This window comes from Phenylobacterium sp. LjRoot225, assembly GCF_964252855.1.
Classification (GTDB): Bacteria; Pseudomonadota; Alphaproteobacteria; order Caulobacterales; family Caulobacteraceae; genus Phenylobacterium.
Genome location: NZ_CAXUPL020000004.1, coordinates 658,935 through 674,959, shown reverse-complemented (window position 1 = coordinate 674,959; position 16,025 = coordinate 658,935). Strand labels below are relative to the sequence as shown.

The window sequence follows — 16,025 nt, the reverse complement described above, 5'->3', positions numbered from 1 at the left end:
TTAACTCTTGTTAGCTGTCCGGATAGCTCACCCGTTAAGAGTGATCGCAGCAAAACACAGGCCACGGTTTTAGAGCGAGGACGCAACCATGGCTGGCTACACGAACTTCAGCGGCACGTTCCTGTCTCAGAGCGGCGCTTACACGACGACCATCTGGGCCAACGGAACGGCGACGATCACCGCCGGCAACACGGCGACGCGTCTGATGGCCAACGGCCAGGGCAACGTCCTCGTCGGCGGAAGCTACGACGACACCCTCGGGCTCAACAGCCTGAAGGACAAATTCACCGGCGGCGCCGGCGTCGACACCGTGATCTCCACGGTCGATACGATCCTGTGCAACGACATCGAAAACCTGACGATGGACGCGACCTGGACGCCGGTCTTCGGGGTCGCCAACAACGGCGCCAACATCGTCAAGGCCGCGACCGCCAACGTCACCCTCGACGCCATGGGCGGCGACGACGTGATCCTCAGCTTCGGCAAGAAGGACACCTTCCTGTTCGAACAGGGCTCCGGGAAGGACATCATCTACAACTTCCGCACCGGCGCGACCGACAGCGATGTCGTGCGTCTGACCGGCTACGGCTTCGACAGCTTCTCCGAGGTCACCGGGGCGATGACCCAGACCGGGACCGACGTGGTGCTGACCTTGTCGCCGAGCGACCTGATCCTGTTCAAGAACACCACGATCTCGGCCTTCACCGCCCAGAACTTCCAACTGTCGATCGACCCGTCGAAGCTGAAGCTCACCTTCGCCGAAGAGTTCGACTCCCTGTCGCTGCAGAACAAGAGCGCCGGCGGCGGCATCTGGGCCACCAGCTTCGCCTGGGACCGCTACACCACCATGTCGGCCCACAACATCACCAGCGAGCAGGAGGTCTATGTCGACCCGCAGTTCACCGGAACCGGGACGACCGCGCTCGGCCTCAATCCGTTCTCGATTGATGACGGGGTGCTGACCATCACCGCGGCCCCGACGCCGGACGCGCTGAAGTCGCAGCTGTGGGACCTCGAATACACCTCGGGGCTGTTGACGACCAAGGGCACCTTCGCCCAGCAGTACGGCTACTTCGAGATGCGGGCCGACCTGCCCGACGCCAAGGGCGCCTTCCCGGCCTTCTGGCTGCTGCCGGCCGACGGCACCTTCACCGCCGAACTCGACGTCATGGAGGCCGTCGGCGAGACCAACACCGTGCACAACACCGTGCACTACGGTCCCGACGGCGCGCACTGGACCGCCCCGTCCTTCAAGACCTTCGTGGCCGGTCTCGGCGAGGGCTTCCACACCTACGGCCTGCTTTGGACCGCGGAGACCCTGACCTGGTACGTCGACGGGACCCAGGTCGCCCAGATCGCCACGCCGGCCGAAGCCAAGAAGCCGATGTACATGCTGGTCAACTATGCGGTCGGCGGCAACTGGGCCGGCGACATCGCCCCGGGAACCACCCTGCCCGGCATGACCGTCGACTACATCCGCGCCTACAGCCTGGACGCCGCTCCGCTGGCCTCGCCGACCCAGGGCACCGCCGGGAACGACACTCTGACGGGCACGGCCGGCTCTGACATCCTGACCGGCGGCGCCGGAAACGACGTCTTTACCGTGGGGATCGCCGACACCGTCGTCGAGACCGCCGACGGGGGCGTCGACACCGTCAAGACCAGCCTCAGCTACAGCCTCACCGACTATGTGGAGAACCTGACCCTCACCGGCACGAGCGCCATCAACGGGACCGGCAATTCGCTCAACAACGTCATCACCGGCAACAGCGCCGCCAACGTCCTCACCGGCGGCGGCGGGGTGGACACCTTTGCCGGCGGCGCCGGCAACGACACCTTCATGCTGAACTCCGGCGCCGACACGGTCGTCGAGAACGCCAGCAGCGGGGTCGACACGGTCGTCGTCGGCGACAGCTACACCCTCGGAGCGAACCTCGAGAACCTCACCCTGACGGGCTCGGCCGACATCTTCGGCACGGGCAATGCGATCGGCAACTACCTCACCGGCAACGGCGGGGCGAACACCCTCAGCGGGCTCGCCGGGAATGACACCCTGAACGGCGGCCTCGGGACCGACCAGCTCGTCGGCGGGACCGGGAACGACACCTTCGTTGTCGCCGACGCGGACGTCATCGTCGAAGCAGCGGGCGAAGGCCTGGACGTTGTCAACGCCAGCATCAGCTTCACGCTGGGCGCCAACGTCGAGAACCTGACCCTCACCGGCTCCGGCGCCATCTCCGGAACCGGCAACGAGCTGGCCAACCTCCTCACCGGCAACGGCGCAGCCAACACCCTCACCGGTGGCGACGGCGCGGACACGCTGAACGGCGGCGCCGGCGCCGATCGCCTGGTCGGCGGGCTTGGCGATGACTTCTACGTGCTGGGCTCGGACCAGGACGTGGTGGTGGAAGTCGCGGGCCAGGGGATCGACACGGTCACCAGCAACCTGAACTACAGCCTCGGCGTGACCGTCGAAAACCTCACCATTACCGGCACCTACGCCTCCTACGGCTACGGCAACGACCTCGCCAACGCCATCACCGGCAACGGCGCCGCCAACCGGCTGGAAGGCCGCGGGGGCTCCGACGTCCTCATCGGCGGCGGCGGCGTCGACACCCTCCTGGGCGGCGTCGGAAACGACAACCTCACGGGCGGGACCGGCAACGACGTCTTCCTGTTCAACAAGGGGGACGGAGACGACGTCATCGCCGACTTCGGCAACGGCGCCGACATACTGGACCTGAGCAGCCTGCTGAACGCCGGCTACACGGCGACCCTCGTCGACAGCGGCTCCGACACGCTGGTCCAACTCTCCTCCGGCGACGACATTCTCGTCCTGGGCGTGGCCTCCAGCCACCTGTCGGCGACGACCAGCGGCTTCGTCTTCGTCTGAACCCCCGCACCGCCCGGCTGCGCGGCCCAGGCCGCCAGCCGGGCGCCTTGGCGTCAGGGGCGAAGAACTCGCCTAGATTTGCAGAACCTGAAAGTCGCCCAGGTCGTCCGCGAGACGACCTGGGCGACACCCATTCTACGGATGAACGACCCTGGACCACGGCCTTGCGCTCAGCCCTAGAACCCGGTCCCAGGGCGAGACGCGCTGACCGCGCCTTTCGGCTCGCGCCGCCCTGCGCCATAAGATCTGTTCTGAACAAGATCACTTCGCCCGGCGGCGGCTATCGGGGCTGCGCTGGCGGGGACAAGAAAAGAGAGAGGCGGGGAGATGGCCGGTTTCGACGAGATGTTCGACTGGGTTGTCGTGGGCAGCGGCGCAGGCTCGATGAGCTCGGCGCTGGTCATGCGCCAGGCTGGCAAGTCGGTGGTCATACTGGAAAAGACGAAGTTCGTCGGCGGCACCACCGCCAAGTCCGGCGGCGTGATGTGGATCCCCAACAACCGCTTCATGAAAGCCGCCGGCGAGGATGAGAGCGCGGAGAAGGCGCTCGCCTATCTGGACGCGGTATGCGGCGACAGTCCCGAAACGCCCGGCACCAGCCGGGATCGGCGGCTGGCCTATGTCGCCGAGGCGCCGAAGATGATCGACTTCCTGGTCGATCAAGGAATAGCCCTGGAACGCGGCTCGACCTACTGGCCCGACTACTATGACGAGCTGCCGGGCGGCTGCAAGACGAGCCGCTGCGTCGTGGCCGCGCCCTTCAACAAGCGTGAGCTCGGCGGATGGGAGGCGAAGCTTCGCAAGGGCTTCCTCGAGGTTCCGGCGCGACTCGATGACGGCATGAAGCTGGCCTTCGTGAAGAAAAGCTGGGAGATCCAAAAGATCTTCGCAAAGATCGCTTTCGACGTGGTCATGGGAAAGATCACTGGAAAGCATTGGGTGACCGCCGGCGCGGCGCTTCAAGGCCGCATGTTGCAGGCCGCGCTCAAGGCCGGCGTCGACGTCCGGATCGAAACCCCTGTGCGCGAACTGATCGTCGAAGGCGGCAAGGTCCTGGGCGTTGTCGCTGAAAAGGACGGCAAGCCCTGGCGGGTGGGCGCGCGGCTGGGCGTCCTGGTGAACGCCGGCGGCTTCGCCCAGAACCAGGCGATGCGCGACAAATACATGCCGGGCACCCGCTCCGAGTGGTCGAATACGCCTGAGGGGGACACCGGCGAGTTGCATGTCGAGCTGGAGCGGATCGGCGGCGTGCTGGCGCAGATGGACCAGATGGTCGGATACCAGACGAGCCGCTCGCCGACCTTCGCAACGGACTATGTCAAACCGGCGGGACAGAGCCTCACCGGACGTCCCGGGGCGATCCTGGTCGACCAGACCGGCGTCCGCTACCTGAACGAGGGCGGCTCCTACGAGCTGTTCTGCGAGACCATGCTGAAGCGCAACGAGACGGTTCCCGCGGTCCCGAGCTGGGCGATCTTCGACCAGACCTACGCGGAGGAATACCAGGTGTCGGGCGGCTGGGTCGGCAAGCACAAGAAGCCGCCGGGCTGGGCCGAAACGGGCTATCTCAAGCAGGGTGAGACCATCGAGGAACTGGCCACCAAGATCGCTGTCGATCCGGCCGTTCTGCGCGCCACCATCAGTCGCTGGAACAGCTTCGTCGACAAGGGCGTGGACGAGGACTTCGGTCGCGGCGCGCGCGAATACGACAAGTGGCTGGGCGACCCCTTCCATCGGCCGAACCCGTCCCTGGGACGCATCGACCACGCGCCCTACTACGCCGTGGAGATGGTGCCTGGCGACGTCTCCACCTACGGCGGCGTCCTGATCGACACCAAGGCCCGCGTGCTGACGGCGGACGGCGCGCCGATCGAAGGGCTCTATGCCTGCGGCGTGACAACAGCCTCGATCATGGGGGGAGTCTACCCGGGGGCGGGGGCCAGCGTCGGGCCATCGATGACGTTCGGCTATATCGCCGCGAAGCATGCCGCCGGGCTCGACAACGCGTTTTGAGCGGCTTGGTGATCGCTGACGCCTTTGCCGACCAGCTCGGAGGCGAGCTGGCCGGTGGCGGGTCTTGACCTACCCCTTCCGGAAGAAGTCGTAGATCCGCTGCGCGAGCGCCTCGCTGACGCCCTCGACCTTGCCCAGGTCGTCCACCGACGCCCGGCTCACCCCGCGCGCGGACCCGAACGCGTGCAGCAAGGCCCGCTTCCTTGACGGCCCGACGCCGTCGATCTCGTCGAGGGGGTTCTTCTTCATCTCCGCCGAGCGTTTGGCGCGGTGGGTTCCGATGGCGAAGCGGTGGGCTTCGTCGCGCAGGCGCTGGAGGTAGTAGAGGACCGGCGACTTGGGCTCGAGCATGAAGGGCGTCTTGCCCGGCATGAAGAAGCGCTCCAGGCCGGCGTCGCGGTCCGGGCCCTTGGCGACGCCGACCACGGCGATGTCGTCGACGCCGAGGTCCGCCATGATCTCCATGGCGGCGGCCAGCTGACCCGCGCCACCGTCGATCAGCACTAGGTCCGGGCGGACGGCGTCGCCGCCCTCCTCCTCGTCCTTCACCAGGCGGGCGAAGCGGCGGCGCAGCACTTCGCGCATCATGCCGTAGTCGTCGCCGGGGGTGAGCTCCGCCCCGCGGATGTTGAACTTGCGGTACTGGCTCTTCTGGAAGCCCTCGGGGCCGGCGACGATCATCCCGCCCACCGCATTGGTGCCCATGATGTGGCTGTTGTCGTAGACCTCGATCCGCTCGGGATTGCCTTCAAGACCAAAGGCTTCGCAGACCCCGGCCAGCAGCTTCGACTGGGCCGAGCTCTCCGCCATCTTTCGGCCGAGCGCTTCGCGCGCATTGGTCAGGGCATGCTCGACCAGCTGGCATTTCTCGCCCCGCTGCGGCCGGTTGATCTCGACCTTGCGGTTGGCCTTGATCCCCAGGGCCTCGCTGAGCAGCTCCTTCTCCGAGGGCTCGACATTGACCAGGATCAGCTTGGGGATCGGCTTGTCGTCGTAGAACTGGCCGAGGAAGGCGCTCATCACGTCGAGGTCCTCGTCGCTCCGGTCCACCCGGGGGAAATAGGCGCGGTTGCCCCAGTTCTGGCCGGCGCGGAAGAAGAAGACCTGGACGCAGGCCTGGCCGCCCTCGGCGAAGAGGGCGAAGACGTCGGCCTCGTCCACCGTCTCCGGATTGATCTGCTGCTCCTGGGCGATGGAGGCCAGCGCCCGGATCCGGTCGCGCAGGCGCGCAGCGCGCTCGAACTCCATCTCGTCGGAGGCCTCCTGCATCTCCTTCGACATCCGCGCCATCACCGCCCGGCTCTTGCCGCGCAGGAAGTCCTCGGCCTGGTCCACGAGGGCGCCATAGTCCTCGACGCTGACCAGGCCGGTGCAGGGCGCGGCGCAGCGGCGGATCTGGTGCAGCATGCAGGGCCGGGTGCGGCTGACGTAGACGCTGTCCGAACAGGACCGCAGCAGGAAGGCCTTCTGGAGCGTGTTGAGGGTCCGGTTGACGGCCCAAGCAGAGGCGAACGGGCCGAAATAGTCGCCCTTGATGGTGTGGGCGCCGCGGTGCTTGCGCAGCTGCGGCGCTTCATGGTCGCGGCGGATGACGATTTCGGGGAAGCTCTTGTCGTCGCGCAGCAGGACGTTGAAGCGCGGCTTCAGCTGCTTGATCAGATTGATCTCGAGCAGCAGGGCGTCGGTCTCGGTCCGGGTGGTGACGAACTCCATCGTCCGGGTGAGGTCCACCATGTGGGCGATGCGCTGGGTGTGGAACCGCCCCTGCGCATACTGCAGCACCCGCTTCTTCAACGAGCGCGCCTTGCCGACGTAGAGCACCTCGGCGCCCTCGCCCAGCATGCGATAGACGCCTGGCGCGTCGGGCAGGCGCTTGACCTCGTCCTTGATCAGGGCGGCGCCCTTCAGAGGCGCGGCGGGCGTTTCGAGCATGGGGCTCACATATAGGCGGCTTCGCGCAGGTCGGCACGGGCCTCGCGGTCGCAACTGGCGGACCGCTCACGGGTTCTGTGGATGAATGCGCGATCTGTGAAGCTGACGCTCATGATCTTGCCCCCTGCCCGTCTCGCCGCGGTCCTCTCCGCCCTGGCGCTCTGCGCCTGCGCCCATGGATCGTCGGACCCGCTGGTCGGCTTCGGACCCGACCCGCCGCTGGCCGCGCCGCAAAAGTCGCTGATCCCGATCATCGGTGCGCCGAAGGCGGTGGGCTGGCCGGCGGACGCGGCCCCGCAGGCGCCGCCGGGCTTCGTGGTCACCCGCTTCGCCGAAGGGCTGGAGCATCCGCGCTGGCTACTGGTCCTGCCCAACGGCGACGTGCTGGCCGCCGAGGCCGCCTCGGAGCCCAATCCCGCTGGCCCGAAGGGGCTGCGCGGCTGGCTCCAGGGCCTGATCATGAAGCGCGTCGGCTCGCAGGTCCCCAGCCCGAACAAGATCGTCCTGCTGCGCGACGCCGACGGCGACGGCCGGGCCGAGGCCCGCTGGGTCTTCGCCCAGAACCTGAAGCGGCCGTTCGGCATGACCCTGGTGGGCGACAAGCTCTATGTCGCCAACGACGACAGCCTGGCGCGCTTCACCTACCGGCCCGGCCAGACCGAAGTCTCTGGTCCGCCGGAGACGCTGCTCGACCTGCCGGGGGGGCCGATCAACCACCACTGGACCAAGAACCTCGCAGCCAGCCCCGACGGCTCGAAGCTCTTCATCACCGTCGGCTCCAACTCCAACGTCGCCGAGAAGGGCATGGAGGTCGAGCAGGGCCGCGCCGCCATCTGGGAGTACGATCCCGCGAGCGGCCGTGCGAGGGTGTTCGCCTCGGGCCTGCGCAACCCGAACGGCCTGGCCTGGGAGCCCGTGACGGGGACGCTCTGGACCACAGTCAACGAGCGCGACGAGATCGGCAACGACCTGCCGCCGGACTATATGACGTCGGTGAAGGACGGCGGCTTCTACGGCTGGCCGTACAGCTACTACGGCTCCCATGTCGACGACCGGGTGAAGCCGCCCAGGCCCGACCTGGTCGCCAAGGCGATCAGCCCGGACTATGCCTTGGGACCGCACACCGCCTCCCTGGGGCTGGCCTTCTACACGGCGCAAGCCTTCCCGCCGCCCTGGCGCGGCGGGGCCTTCATCGGCCAGCACGGTTCCTGGAACCGGCAGCCGCTGAACGGCTATCGCGTGGTCTTCGTGCCCTTCGCCGGCGGCCGCCCCACCCAGCCGGCGCAGGTCTTCCTCACAGGATTCCTCAACGAGAAGAACCAGATCCAGGGCCGGCCGGTGGGCGTGGCCGTAGACCGGCGCGGAGGCCTGCTCGTCGCTGACGACGTGGGCGGGATGGTCTGGCGGGTGGCGCCGCAACCTTCATCGTCATCCCGGCCGTCGCCAGGCGGAGAGCCGGGATGACACGGAGAGAGCTGGTTCAGACCTTACCCGTCACCGGCACCAGCGCGCCGGTGACCGCACGCGCTTCTTCCGAGGCCAGGAACAGGATCACCGCCGAAAGATCCTCCGGCGTCACCCAGGTCGAGACGTCGGCGTCGGGCATGTCGGCGCGGTTGACCGGCGTGTCGAGGATCGACGGCAGGACGGCGTTGACCGTCACCCCGGTCGCCTTCAGCTCTTCGGCCAGGGCTTCCGTCAGCTTGTGCACGCCGGCCTTGGAGGCGGCGTAGGCGCCCATGCCCATGCCCGCCTTGACCGCGCCGTTGGCGCCGACATTGACGATCCGGCCCGAGGCCGAGGCCTTCAGCGGGCCCACCGCCGCGCGCGTCGCGTTGGCGGTGGTCTGGACGTTCATCAGGAACAGCTTGCTCCAGGTCTCCGGATCGCCGCCCTCGTGCATCTCCCAGCGGAAACCGCCGGCGACGTTGATCAGGACGTCGAGGCCGCCGAAGCGGGCGACGACGGCGTCGACGGCGGCCTTGGCCGCCGTCGGGTCGGTCAGGTCGACGCCGCCCAGCACCAGGACGTCCTCGCCCGAAGGGAGCCCTGCGGGCGCCTGTTTGGCGAAGTCGATGAGCGCCAGTCGTGCGCCCTGCGCGGCCGCAGCCTTGGCCACCGCGGCGCCCAGCACCCCGAACGCGCCCGTGATCGCGTAAACCCGTCCAGTCATCCTGCCCTCATCGACTTGTCTCTGGCGTCGCTCATGACCGCCCGGAGGGGGAAGCGCAAGAGCTGTCCCGCAGCCTGAGCTCGCGCAAGGAGCCTATGCCGCGAAGACGTGCGAGAGGATGGCCTCCAGGCCGGCCTGATCGACCGCATCGAAGGCCGCGGGGGCCTCGGAGTCCACGTCGAACACCGCGATCAGCCGGCCCTGCGCGTCGAACACCGGAATGACGATCTCGCTGGCCGAGCGGCTGTCGCAGGCGATGTGGCCGGGGAAGGCGTGGACGTCGGCGACCAGCTGGACACGCTGCGTCTCCGCCGCCGTCCCGCAGACGCCCCGGCCGAAGGCGATCCGCAGGCAGCCCAGCGTCCCCTGGTAGGGCCCCACCACCAGCTCGCCCGGCCGGTCGGGATCGACGACGTAGAAGCCGGTCCAGAAATAGTGCTCGAAGGTGGCCGCCAGCATCGAGGCGACCGTCGCCATCCGCGCCGTCAGGTTCGGCTCGCCCGCCAGCACCGCGGCGATCTCCTCGGCGACCTGGGCGTAGCGCTCGGCCTTGGCGCCGGTCAGGACCTTGTCGTTGAAGGCTTCGGCCATGGGCGGTGTTTAGCGCCTAATCTCCTCGCCGCGAAGCCGGCGGCCGGCCCTCCACCCCTTCGGGGTCCCCCTCCCCCAAGGGGGAGGAGATTCGAAACTGAGCCGCGAAGCGGTGGAGGGGGCGTTCGCCGCCTAGGCCGCCCGACGGCGGGCGATCTTCTGGCGGACGACCGCCTCCAGGTTGGAGACGAGATCCTCGGCGTCGCGCGTGGCGCCGGGCTCGGCGGCGATCAGCTGGCTGATCCCGTCGAAGTGGACCTGCAGCACCTCGGGCTCGCAGTGCTCGTGGCCGCCCATGGCGTCGACGTACTCCATCAGGAGCGCCGAAGCGCGGGCCACCATGGCGTCGCGCACCTGACGCGCGCGGAAGCTGGTGTGCTGCATGACCCGGTAGGTCATCTTCAGCGTCTCGCGGTCGACGCCGCCGCGCGCGGCCACCAGGATGCGAAGGGCTTCGAGCTCAACGCTGATGGTGTCGCGGGTCATCGCGCGCTCGACCTCGTCGACCACCTCGGCAGGGTCGGTGGCCCGGCGCAGCGGGCCCGCGTAGCTCAGCTCCGCACGCCGGCGGCGGTCCGGACCGATGTAGTCCTCGGTGACGACGAACGGCCGAGGCTTGAGCAGCACCAGCTGGAGGCGCGAGAGCAGGCCCGCGGGCGTGAAAGGCTTGATGACGAATTCGTTGACCCCGGCCTTGCGGGCCATCTGCACGTCGGCCTCGCTGCGCTGGCCGGTGACGATCACCACCGGCACCCGCGGATTGGGGACGCGCCGGTCGCCGGTCAGCGCGGCGCGGCGGATCGAGCGGGTCAGCTCGAGCCCACCCATAACCGGCATGTTCCAGTCGCTGAAGATGATCTGCGGATCCCAGCTGGCGATCTTGTCGCGCGCCTTCATCCCGTCGGGCGCGGTCTCGACCTGGCCCACGCCGGCCGCGCGCAGCACATCGGTGATCAGCCGCAGAACATTGGCGTTGTCGTCCACCACGAGGACCTTCAGGGACGTCAGGTCCTCGGGTCTCAGGGTGGTCCTGGGCAGGCTTCGGCTCATCTCGGCAGGCGCTTTCGCGGAGGAGGAGGTTACGGGGATAAGGGCTTCCGGTTGAAAAGCGGTTTATGCTCGCCAAGGACGAGACCAACGGAGACGGCGATGACTTCCGACCTGCCGGCCCATGGGCTGAAGCTGATCTCCACCGTGACGCGGGCAGGCGAGCTGGTGTTGCAGCTGGTCGAGGCTCCGGTTGCCGCGCCGGGCGCCGACGAGGTGGTGATCCGCGTCGAGGCGACCCCGATCAATCCCTCCGACCTCGGCGTCCTGCTGGGCCCAGCCGACCTGGCCGCGGCCCGGTTCGAGGGCTCGGCGGAGCGTCCGACCGTGGCGATCCCGCTTTCGCCGGCGGCGGTGAAGGCCCTGGCGGGCCGGCTCGACCGCCCCCTTTCGGCGGGCAACGAGGGCGCCGGCCAGGTGGTGGCGGCCGGGGATGCGGCCCGGTCACTTCTCGGCAAACGCGTCGCCGTGTTGGCGGGCGGCATGTACGCCCAGTACCGCACGGTCCGGGCCGCCGACGGCCTGGTGCTGCCGAAGGACGTGACCGCCGCGGAGGGCGCCTCGGCCTTCGTCAATCCGCTGACGGCGCTGGCCATGGTCGAGACCATGAAGCTGGAGGGGCACACGGGTCTGGTCCATACCGCCGCAGCCTCCAACCTCGGCCAGATGCTGGTGAGGATCTGCCTCGAGGAGGGCGTCCCGCTGGTGAACATCGTGCGCAAGCCCGAACAGGCCGAGCTGCTGCGCAGTCTGGGCGCCCGCCATGTCTGCTGTTCCAGCGCGCCCGGCTTTTTCGAGGACCTCGTCCAGGCCCTGGGCGAAACCCGCGCGACTCTGGCCTTCGACGCCATCGGCGGCGGCCGGACCGCCGGCCAGATCCTTGCCGCCATGGAGGCGGTGGCGGCGGCGAAGATGACCGAGTACAGCGTCTACGGCTCGGGCCAGCCGAAGCAGGTCTACATCTATGGGGCGCTGGACCCGTCGCCGACCGAGCTGGTCCGCAACTTCGGCCTGACCTGGGGCGTGGGCGGCTGGCTGATGCCGCCGGTGCTGCTGCGCATCGGACCGCAGGCCGCCGAGCGCCTGCGCGCCCGCGTGCTCGCCGGCCTGAAGACCGTCTTCGCCAGCCGCTACACGCGGGAGATCTCGCTCGCCGAGATGCTCCAGCGTGAGACCCTGCTCGCCATCAGCCGCAAGGCCACCGGCGAGAAATTCCTGCTCAATCCCTCGAAATAGGGTTCAGGCCTTGCCGGCGAGGCCGATCTCGTCGAGGCGGCCGCGCAGCAGCTGCAGGATGGCGGAGAAGTCCTTGCCGCCCGCGCCCAGCCGGTCGAACAGGGCGTAGAGGCCCTCGGCCTGGGCGCCCATCGGTGTCGCCGCGCCGGCCTTGGCGGCGGCGTCCTGGGCGAGTTTCAGGTCCTTCAGCATCATGGCGGTGGCGAAGCCGCCCTCGTAGCCGCGATTCGAGGGCGCCGCCGGCACCGGCCCCGGCCACGGATAGTAGCTGGTCAGGCTCCAGCACTGGCCGGAGGACTTCGAGGCGATCTCGAAGAAGCGCTCGGGATCGAGGCCGAGCTTTTCGGCGAGCGCGACGGCCTCGCAGACCGCCAGCATCGAGATGCCGAGCACCATGTTGTTGCAGATCTTGGCGGCCTGGCCGGCGCCGTGGTCGCCGGCGCGCAGGGTGGCGCGCGACATCGGCTCGAGGATCGCCTCGACGATCGGGAAATCGGCCTCCTCGCAGCCGACCATGAAGGCCAGGGTCCCGGCCTCGGCCGCCGCCGTGCCGCCGGACACCGGGGCGTCGGCGAACCGGTAACCCGCCGCCTTGACCTGGACGGCGACGGCGCGGGCCGTCTCCACGTCGATGGTCGAGCAGTCGACCATGATGGTCCCGGCCTTGGCGTTCGGCAGCACCTGCTCCTCGTAGACCTTCCGCACGTGCGGACCGGCCGGCAGCATGGTGATGACCACGTCGGCCTGGCTCACCGCCTCGGCGACCGAGCCGGCGGCCGTGCAGCCGGCGTCGGCGGCGCGGGCCAGCGCGGCGTCGGAGAGGTCGAAGGCCAGGACCTGGCGGCCGGCCCTCGCCTGGTTGGCGGCCATGCCGCCGCCCATGTTGCCCAGCCCCACGAAGGCGATGCGGGAGATCGTATCGGAGGACATCTGGGCGTTTCCCGTCTTGTTCTTGGTTGGAGCGTCGGCGGGCCGCCCGAAGGCCGCCCGCCTCACCTCAGGGTTCGACCCTTACTTCATGGTCGGGATGACGAAGGCCGAGTCCTCGACCGCGCCTTCCGGCCAGCGGGCGGTGACGGTCTTGACCTTGGTGTAGAAGCGGACGCCTTCCATGCCGTACTGGTTGGTGTCGCCGAAGCCCGAGCGCTTCCAGCCGCCGAAGGAGTGGTAGGCCACCGGCACCGGGATCGGCACATTGATGCCGACCATGCCGACCTGCACGCGGCTTACGAACTCGCGCGCCGCGCGACCGTTGCTGGTGAAGATCGCCACGCCATTGCCATACTGGTGCTCGCTCGGCAGGGCGACCGCCTCGTCGAAGCTCTCGGCGCGGACGATCTGCAGGACGGGCCCGAAGATCTCTTCCTTGTAGGTGCGCATCGAGGTCTTCACGTTGTCGAACAGCGTCGGGCCGAGGAAGTAGCCCTTCTCGTAGCCCTGCAGCTGGAAGCCGCGGCCGTCGACCACCAGCTCAGCGCCTTCGTCGGCGCCCAGCTGGATGTAATCGCTGACCTTCTGCTTGTGGACCGCGGAGACCACCGGGCCGTACTGGGCGGCCGCGTCGGTGGAGATCCCCACCTTCAACGTTTCAATTTCCGCCAGCAGCCGCTCGCGCAGCTCGTCGGCGGTCTTCTTGCCGACAGGGACGACCACCGGCAGCGCCATGCAGCGTTCGCCGGCCGAGCCGTAGGCCGCGCCCATGATGTCGCGGGTCGCCTGGGCCATGTCGGCGTCAGGCATGACGATGCCGTGGTTCTTGGCCCCGCCCATCGCCTGGACACGCTTACCGGCGGCCGTGCCGCGCGAATAGACGTACTGGGCGATGTCGGACGAGCCGACGAAGCTGACCGCCTTGATGTCCGGATGGTCGAGGATGGCGTCGACCGCCAGCTTGTCGCCGTGGACGACGTTCAGCACGCCCTTCGGCGCGCCGGCCTCCATGAACAGCTCGGCGAGGCGAACCGGCACCGAGGGATCCTTCTCCGACGGCTTCAGGACGAAGGTGTTGCCGACCGCGATCGCCACCCCGAACATCCACATCGGGATCATGCCGGGGAAGTTGAACGGGGTGATGCCGGCGACGACGCCCAGCGGCTGGCGCATCGAATAGACGTCGATGCCCGGGCCCGCGCCCTCGGTATATTCGCCCTTCAGCGCATGCGGGATGCCGCAGGCGAACTCGACGACTTCCAGGCCGCGCAGGATGTCGCCCTTGCTATCGGCGATCACCTTGCCGTGCTCCGACGAGAGCATCTCGGCCAGCTCGTTCATATTGGCTTCGATCAGCCGCTTGAAGTCGAACATCACGCGCGCACGCCGCTGCGGGTTGACCAGCTGCCAGCTCTGCTGCGCCCGCAGCGACGACTGCACGGCGGTGTTCAGCTCGTCCACGGTGGCCAGAGCCACCCGCGCCTGAACTTCGCCGGTGTTTGGATTGAAGACCTCGCCGTAGCGGCCCGAGGTCCCCGCGACGGACTGACCGTCGATGAAGTGTGTGATGTCTCGCATGGGTTGCTCCGCTACCAGTCCGGCCGCCTGGCCGCTATTGCAATAATGCCGCTCGTACCTTGCAATTTTGCATTGTGAATTATGAACTCAACCATCAAGCGTACAGCCCGGCCCAATTTGGGCTGCGACTCTCTTGCGAGTTGCACAGCGCCTTGCAATCGGACAGGCTCCATTTCCGCAGCCTCAGATCATCCTCAGATAGAAAGGTCGCTCTCGAACCACTTTTTCGAGAACTGTCCAGATTTGTCCAATCAACGCGGCCTCTTCCTGCAAGAACATTTCCCCAGCGTCGCGAGCGACTTGCTGCGACCGTTGTTGAATGTCCTTTCCGCTGCGCGGGACGTTTGTGACGGCGATGTCGATAAATACCTGATCCTGCTGGTGCTGGGTATGCGGATGAGCGAGCATCCTGACTTCAAGACCTTGGAACACGATCGGATCATGGCGGGCGACCCGGCGGTCCTGCCGAGCCTCGGCACCAACATCCGCTCGATCGCCGCCTCCGTCGGCATTCCCAAGGAGACGGCGCGGCGCAAGCTCGCCGAACTGGTCGAGGCCGGCTGGCTGGTGCGCCAGGGCTGGGATTTCCGTATGACCGCCGTCTGCTATGCGGCGCTTGAGCCGGTGCGGGTGCGTATCCAGGCGCAGGCCCTGGCCAATCACGATCTGCTGGCGCGGTTTCCGGACTGAGTTCCCCGCGTCGCCCGGCGCGCCGTTGCACCGCCCGCCAATTCGCGCCATTGCGGATGGCCTCCCGCGACAGCCCCGGCGCCCATGACCCCTCCCCACGCTTGCGGCGCAAAGCCGATCCCGTCCGGCCGAAGGGCGGCGCGCCCCATTCTCGACAAGCTGGGCGGCTTCCTGGCCGGCTCCATGCGCACCCGCCGCTCGATTCTGCATCTTCTCGTCCTGTTGCTCGTCGGCCTCGCCTCGACGGCCGAAGCCCAGGGCTATTCGCGCGCCGCCGAGCGCGTGCTGTCGCGAGCCTTCACCGCCACCGGCGGCTCGGGCTGGTACCTGCTGCGCGGATGGCGCGAGACGGGCCGCCGGGGCGACCTCGCCTATGAGAGCTGGATCGACCCGCTGCGCTATGGCCTGCGCACCGAGACCCGCGAGGCCGAGGGGCTGGCCGTCCACGGCTTCAACGGCCTGGCCGACTGGCGGGTCGGATCGAACGGGGCGATGACGGCGGTGAACGACCATCCCACTGTCGCCAAGGCCCGCACCGAAGCCTTCTTCGCGGTCAACGGCTACTTCTTCCGCGGCCGGTTCGACGCGCGCGGCGACTATGTCGGCGTGCGCCGCCTGGGACGTCGCGCCTATGAGGTGGTCCGCATCCAGCCCTGGGGCGGCGAGCCCCGTGAACTGTGGTTCGACCAGAGGAGCCGGCTGCTCGCCCGCATCGTCAACCGCACCGGCCGCCGCGCCGCGGCCCTGCAGGTCACCGACTACCGGAAGGTCGGACCAGTGCTGATCCCCTTCCGCTTCGCGCCAGAGCCCGGCGGCCCCGCCGATCCCCTCGCCCGCCAGCGCGAGAGCCTGGTCTTCACGCCCGTGACCCGCGACGGCTTCAGCCTCAATCGGCCGGACGAGCTGGCGAAGGTGCAGGCCGCCAAGCTCAGCCACTAAGGG

At 68.3% G+C, this 16,025-nt stretch carries 12 protein-coding genes; 6 read left to right on the top strand and 6 right to left on the bottom strand.

Going from position 1 to position 16,025, the window contains the following annotated elements:
* Positions 1 to 88 precede the first annotated feature (88 nt).
* The gene (locus ACSQ2B_RS23275; protein WP_436053658.1) at positions 89 to 2,893 is read left to right on the top strand and encodes a family 16 glycosylhydrolase; all 2,805 of its coding nucleotides are present in this window, start codon (positions 89 to 91) and stop codon (positions 2,891 to 2,893) included.
* Between the two features lie 327 nt (positions 2,894 to 3,220).
* On the top strand, positions 3,221 to 4,906 hold the full coding sequence (locus tag ACSQ2B_RS23270) for an FAD-dependent oxidoreductase (RefSeq protein WP_436053657.1): 1,686 nt from the start codon (positions 3,221 to 3,223) through the stop codon (positions 4,904 to 4,906).
* Positions 4,907 to 4,975: 69 nt separating this feature from the next.
* Here ACSQ2B_RS23270 and uvrC read toward each other — a convergent pair whose 3' ends face one another.
* On the bottom strand, positions 4,976 to 6,838 hold the full coding sequence (uvrC, locus tag ACSQ2B_RS23265; protein WP_436053656.1) for an excinuclease ABC subunit UvrC: 1,863 nt from the start codon (positions 6,836 to 6,838) through the stop codon (positions 4,976 to 4,978).
* Between the two features lie 111 nt (positions 6,839 to 6,949).
* Between uvrC and ACSQ2B_RS23260 the strand changes: the two genes are divergently transcribed.
* Positions 6,950 to 8,302, top strand: a complete 1,353-nt coding sequence (locus ACSQ2B_RS23260) for a PQQ-dependent sugar dehydrogenase (protein ID WP_436053654.1) — start codon at positions 6,950 to 6,952, stop codon at positions 8,300 to 8,302.
* Between the two features lie 16 nt (positions 8,303 to 8,318).
* Here the strand turns inward: ACSQ2B_RS23260 and ACSQ2B_RS23255 are convergent, their stop codons facing one another.
* From ACSQ2B_RS23255 to ACSQ2B_RS23245, 3 genes are all read right to left on the bottom strand, one after another.
* A complete protein-coding gene (locus ACSQ2B_RS23255) occupies positions 8,319 to 9,011 on the bottom strand; it encodes an SDR family NAD(P)-dependent oxidoreductase (RefSeq protein WP_436053653.1) in 693 nt (230 codons plus the stop codon).
* A 93-nt stretch (positions 9,012 to 9,104) separates the two neighbouring features.
* Positions 9,105 to 9,602 carry a GAF domain-containing protein gene (locus ACSQ2B_RS23250; RefSeq protein WP_436053651.1) on the bottom strand — a complete coding sequence of 166 codons (498 nt, stop codon included), beginning with the start codon at positions 9,600 to 9,602 and terminating at the stop codon, positions 9,105 to 9,107.
* Positions 9,603 to 9,734: 132 nt separating this feature from the next.
* Complete coding sequence (locus ACSQ2B_RS23245) at positions 9,735 to 10,652, bottom strand: response regulator (protein ID WP_436053650.1); 918 nt, start codon at positions 10,650 to 10,652, stop codon at positions 9,735 to 9,737.
* Positions 10,653 to 10,751: 99 nt separating this feature from the next.
* On the opposite strand from ACSQ2B_RS23245, the gene ACSQ2B_RS23240 reads away from it, so the two are divergent.
* Positions 10,752 to 11,885 (top strand): zinc-binding dehydrogenase, encoded by a 1,134-nt coding sequence (locus ACSQ2B_RS23240; RefSeq protein ID WP_436053649.1) that lies wholly within the window; start codon positions 10,752 to 10,754, stop codon positions 11,883 to 11,885.
* A 3-nt stretch (positions 11,886 to 11,888) separates the two neighbouring features.
* On the opposite strand, the gene mmsB is transcribed toward ACSQ2B_RS23240, so the two are convergent.
* The gene (gene mmsB, locus ACSQ2B_RS23235) at positions 11,889 to 12,800 is read right to left on the bottom strand and encodes a 3-hydroxyisobutyrate dehydrogenase (protein WP_436053761.1); all 912 of its coding nucleotides are present in this window, start codon (positions 12,798 to 12,800) and stop codon (positions 11,889 to 11,891) included.
* 96 nt (positions 12,801 to 12,896) lie between these two features.
* Positions 12,897 to 14,393, bottom strand: a complete 1,497-nt coding sequence (locus ACSQ2B_RS23230; protein ID WP_436053648.1) for a CoA-acylating methylmalonate-semialdehyde dehydrogenase — start codon at positions 14,391 to 14,393, stop codon at positions 12,897 to 12,899.
* Between the two features lie 243 nt (positions 14,394 to 14,636).
* Between ACSQ2B_RS23230 and ACSQ2B_RS23225 the strand changes: the two genes are divergently transcribed.
* On the top strand, positions 14,637 to 15,083 hold the full coding sequence (locus tag ACSQ2B_RS23225; RefSeq protein ID WP_436053647.1) for a hypothetical protein: 447 nt from the start codon (positions 14,637 to 14,639) through the stop codon (positions 15,081 to 15,083).
* 84 nt (positions 15,084 to 15,167) lie between these two features.
* A complete protein-coding gene (locus ACSQ2B_RS23220; RefSeq protein ID WP_436053646.1) occupies positions 15,168 to 16,022 on the top strand; it encodes a hypothetical protein in 855 nt (284 codons plus the stop codon).
* The last annotated feature ends 3 nt before the right edge of the window (positions 16,023 to 16,025 follow it).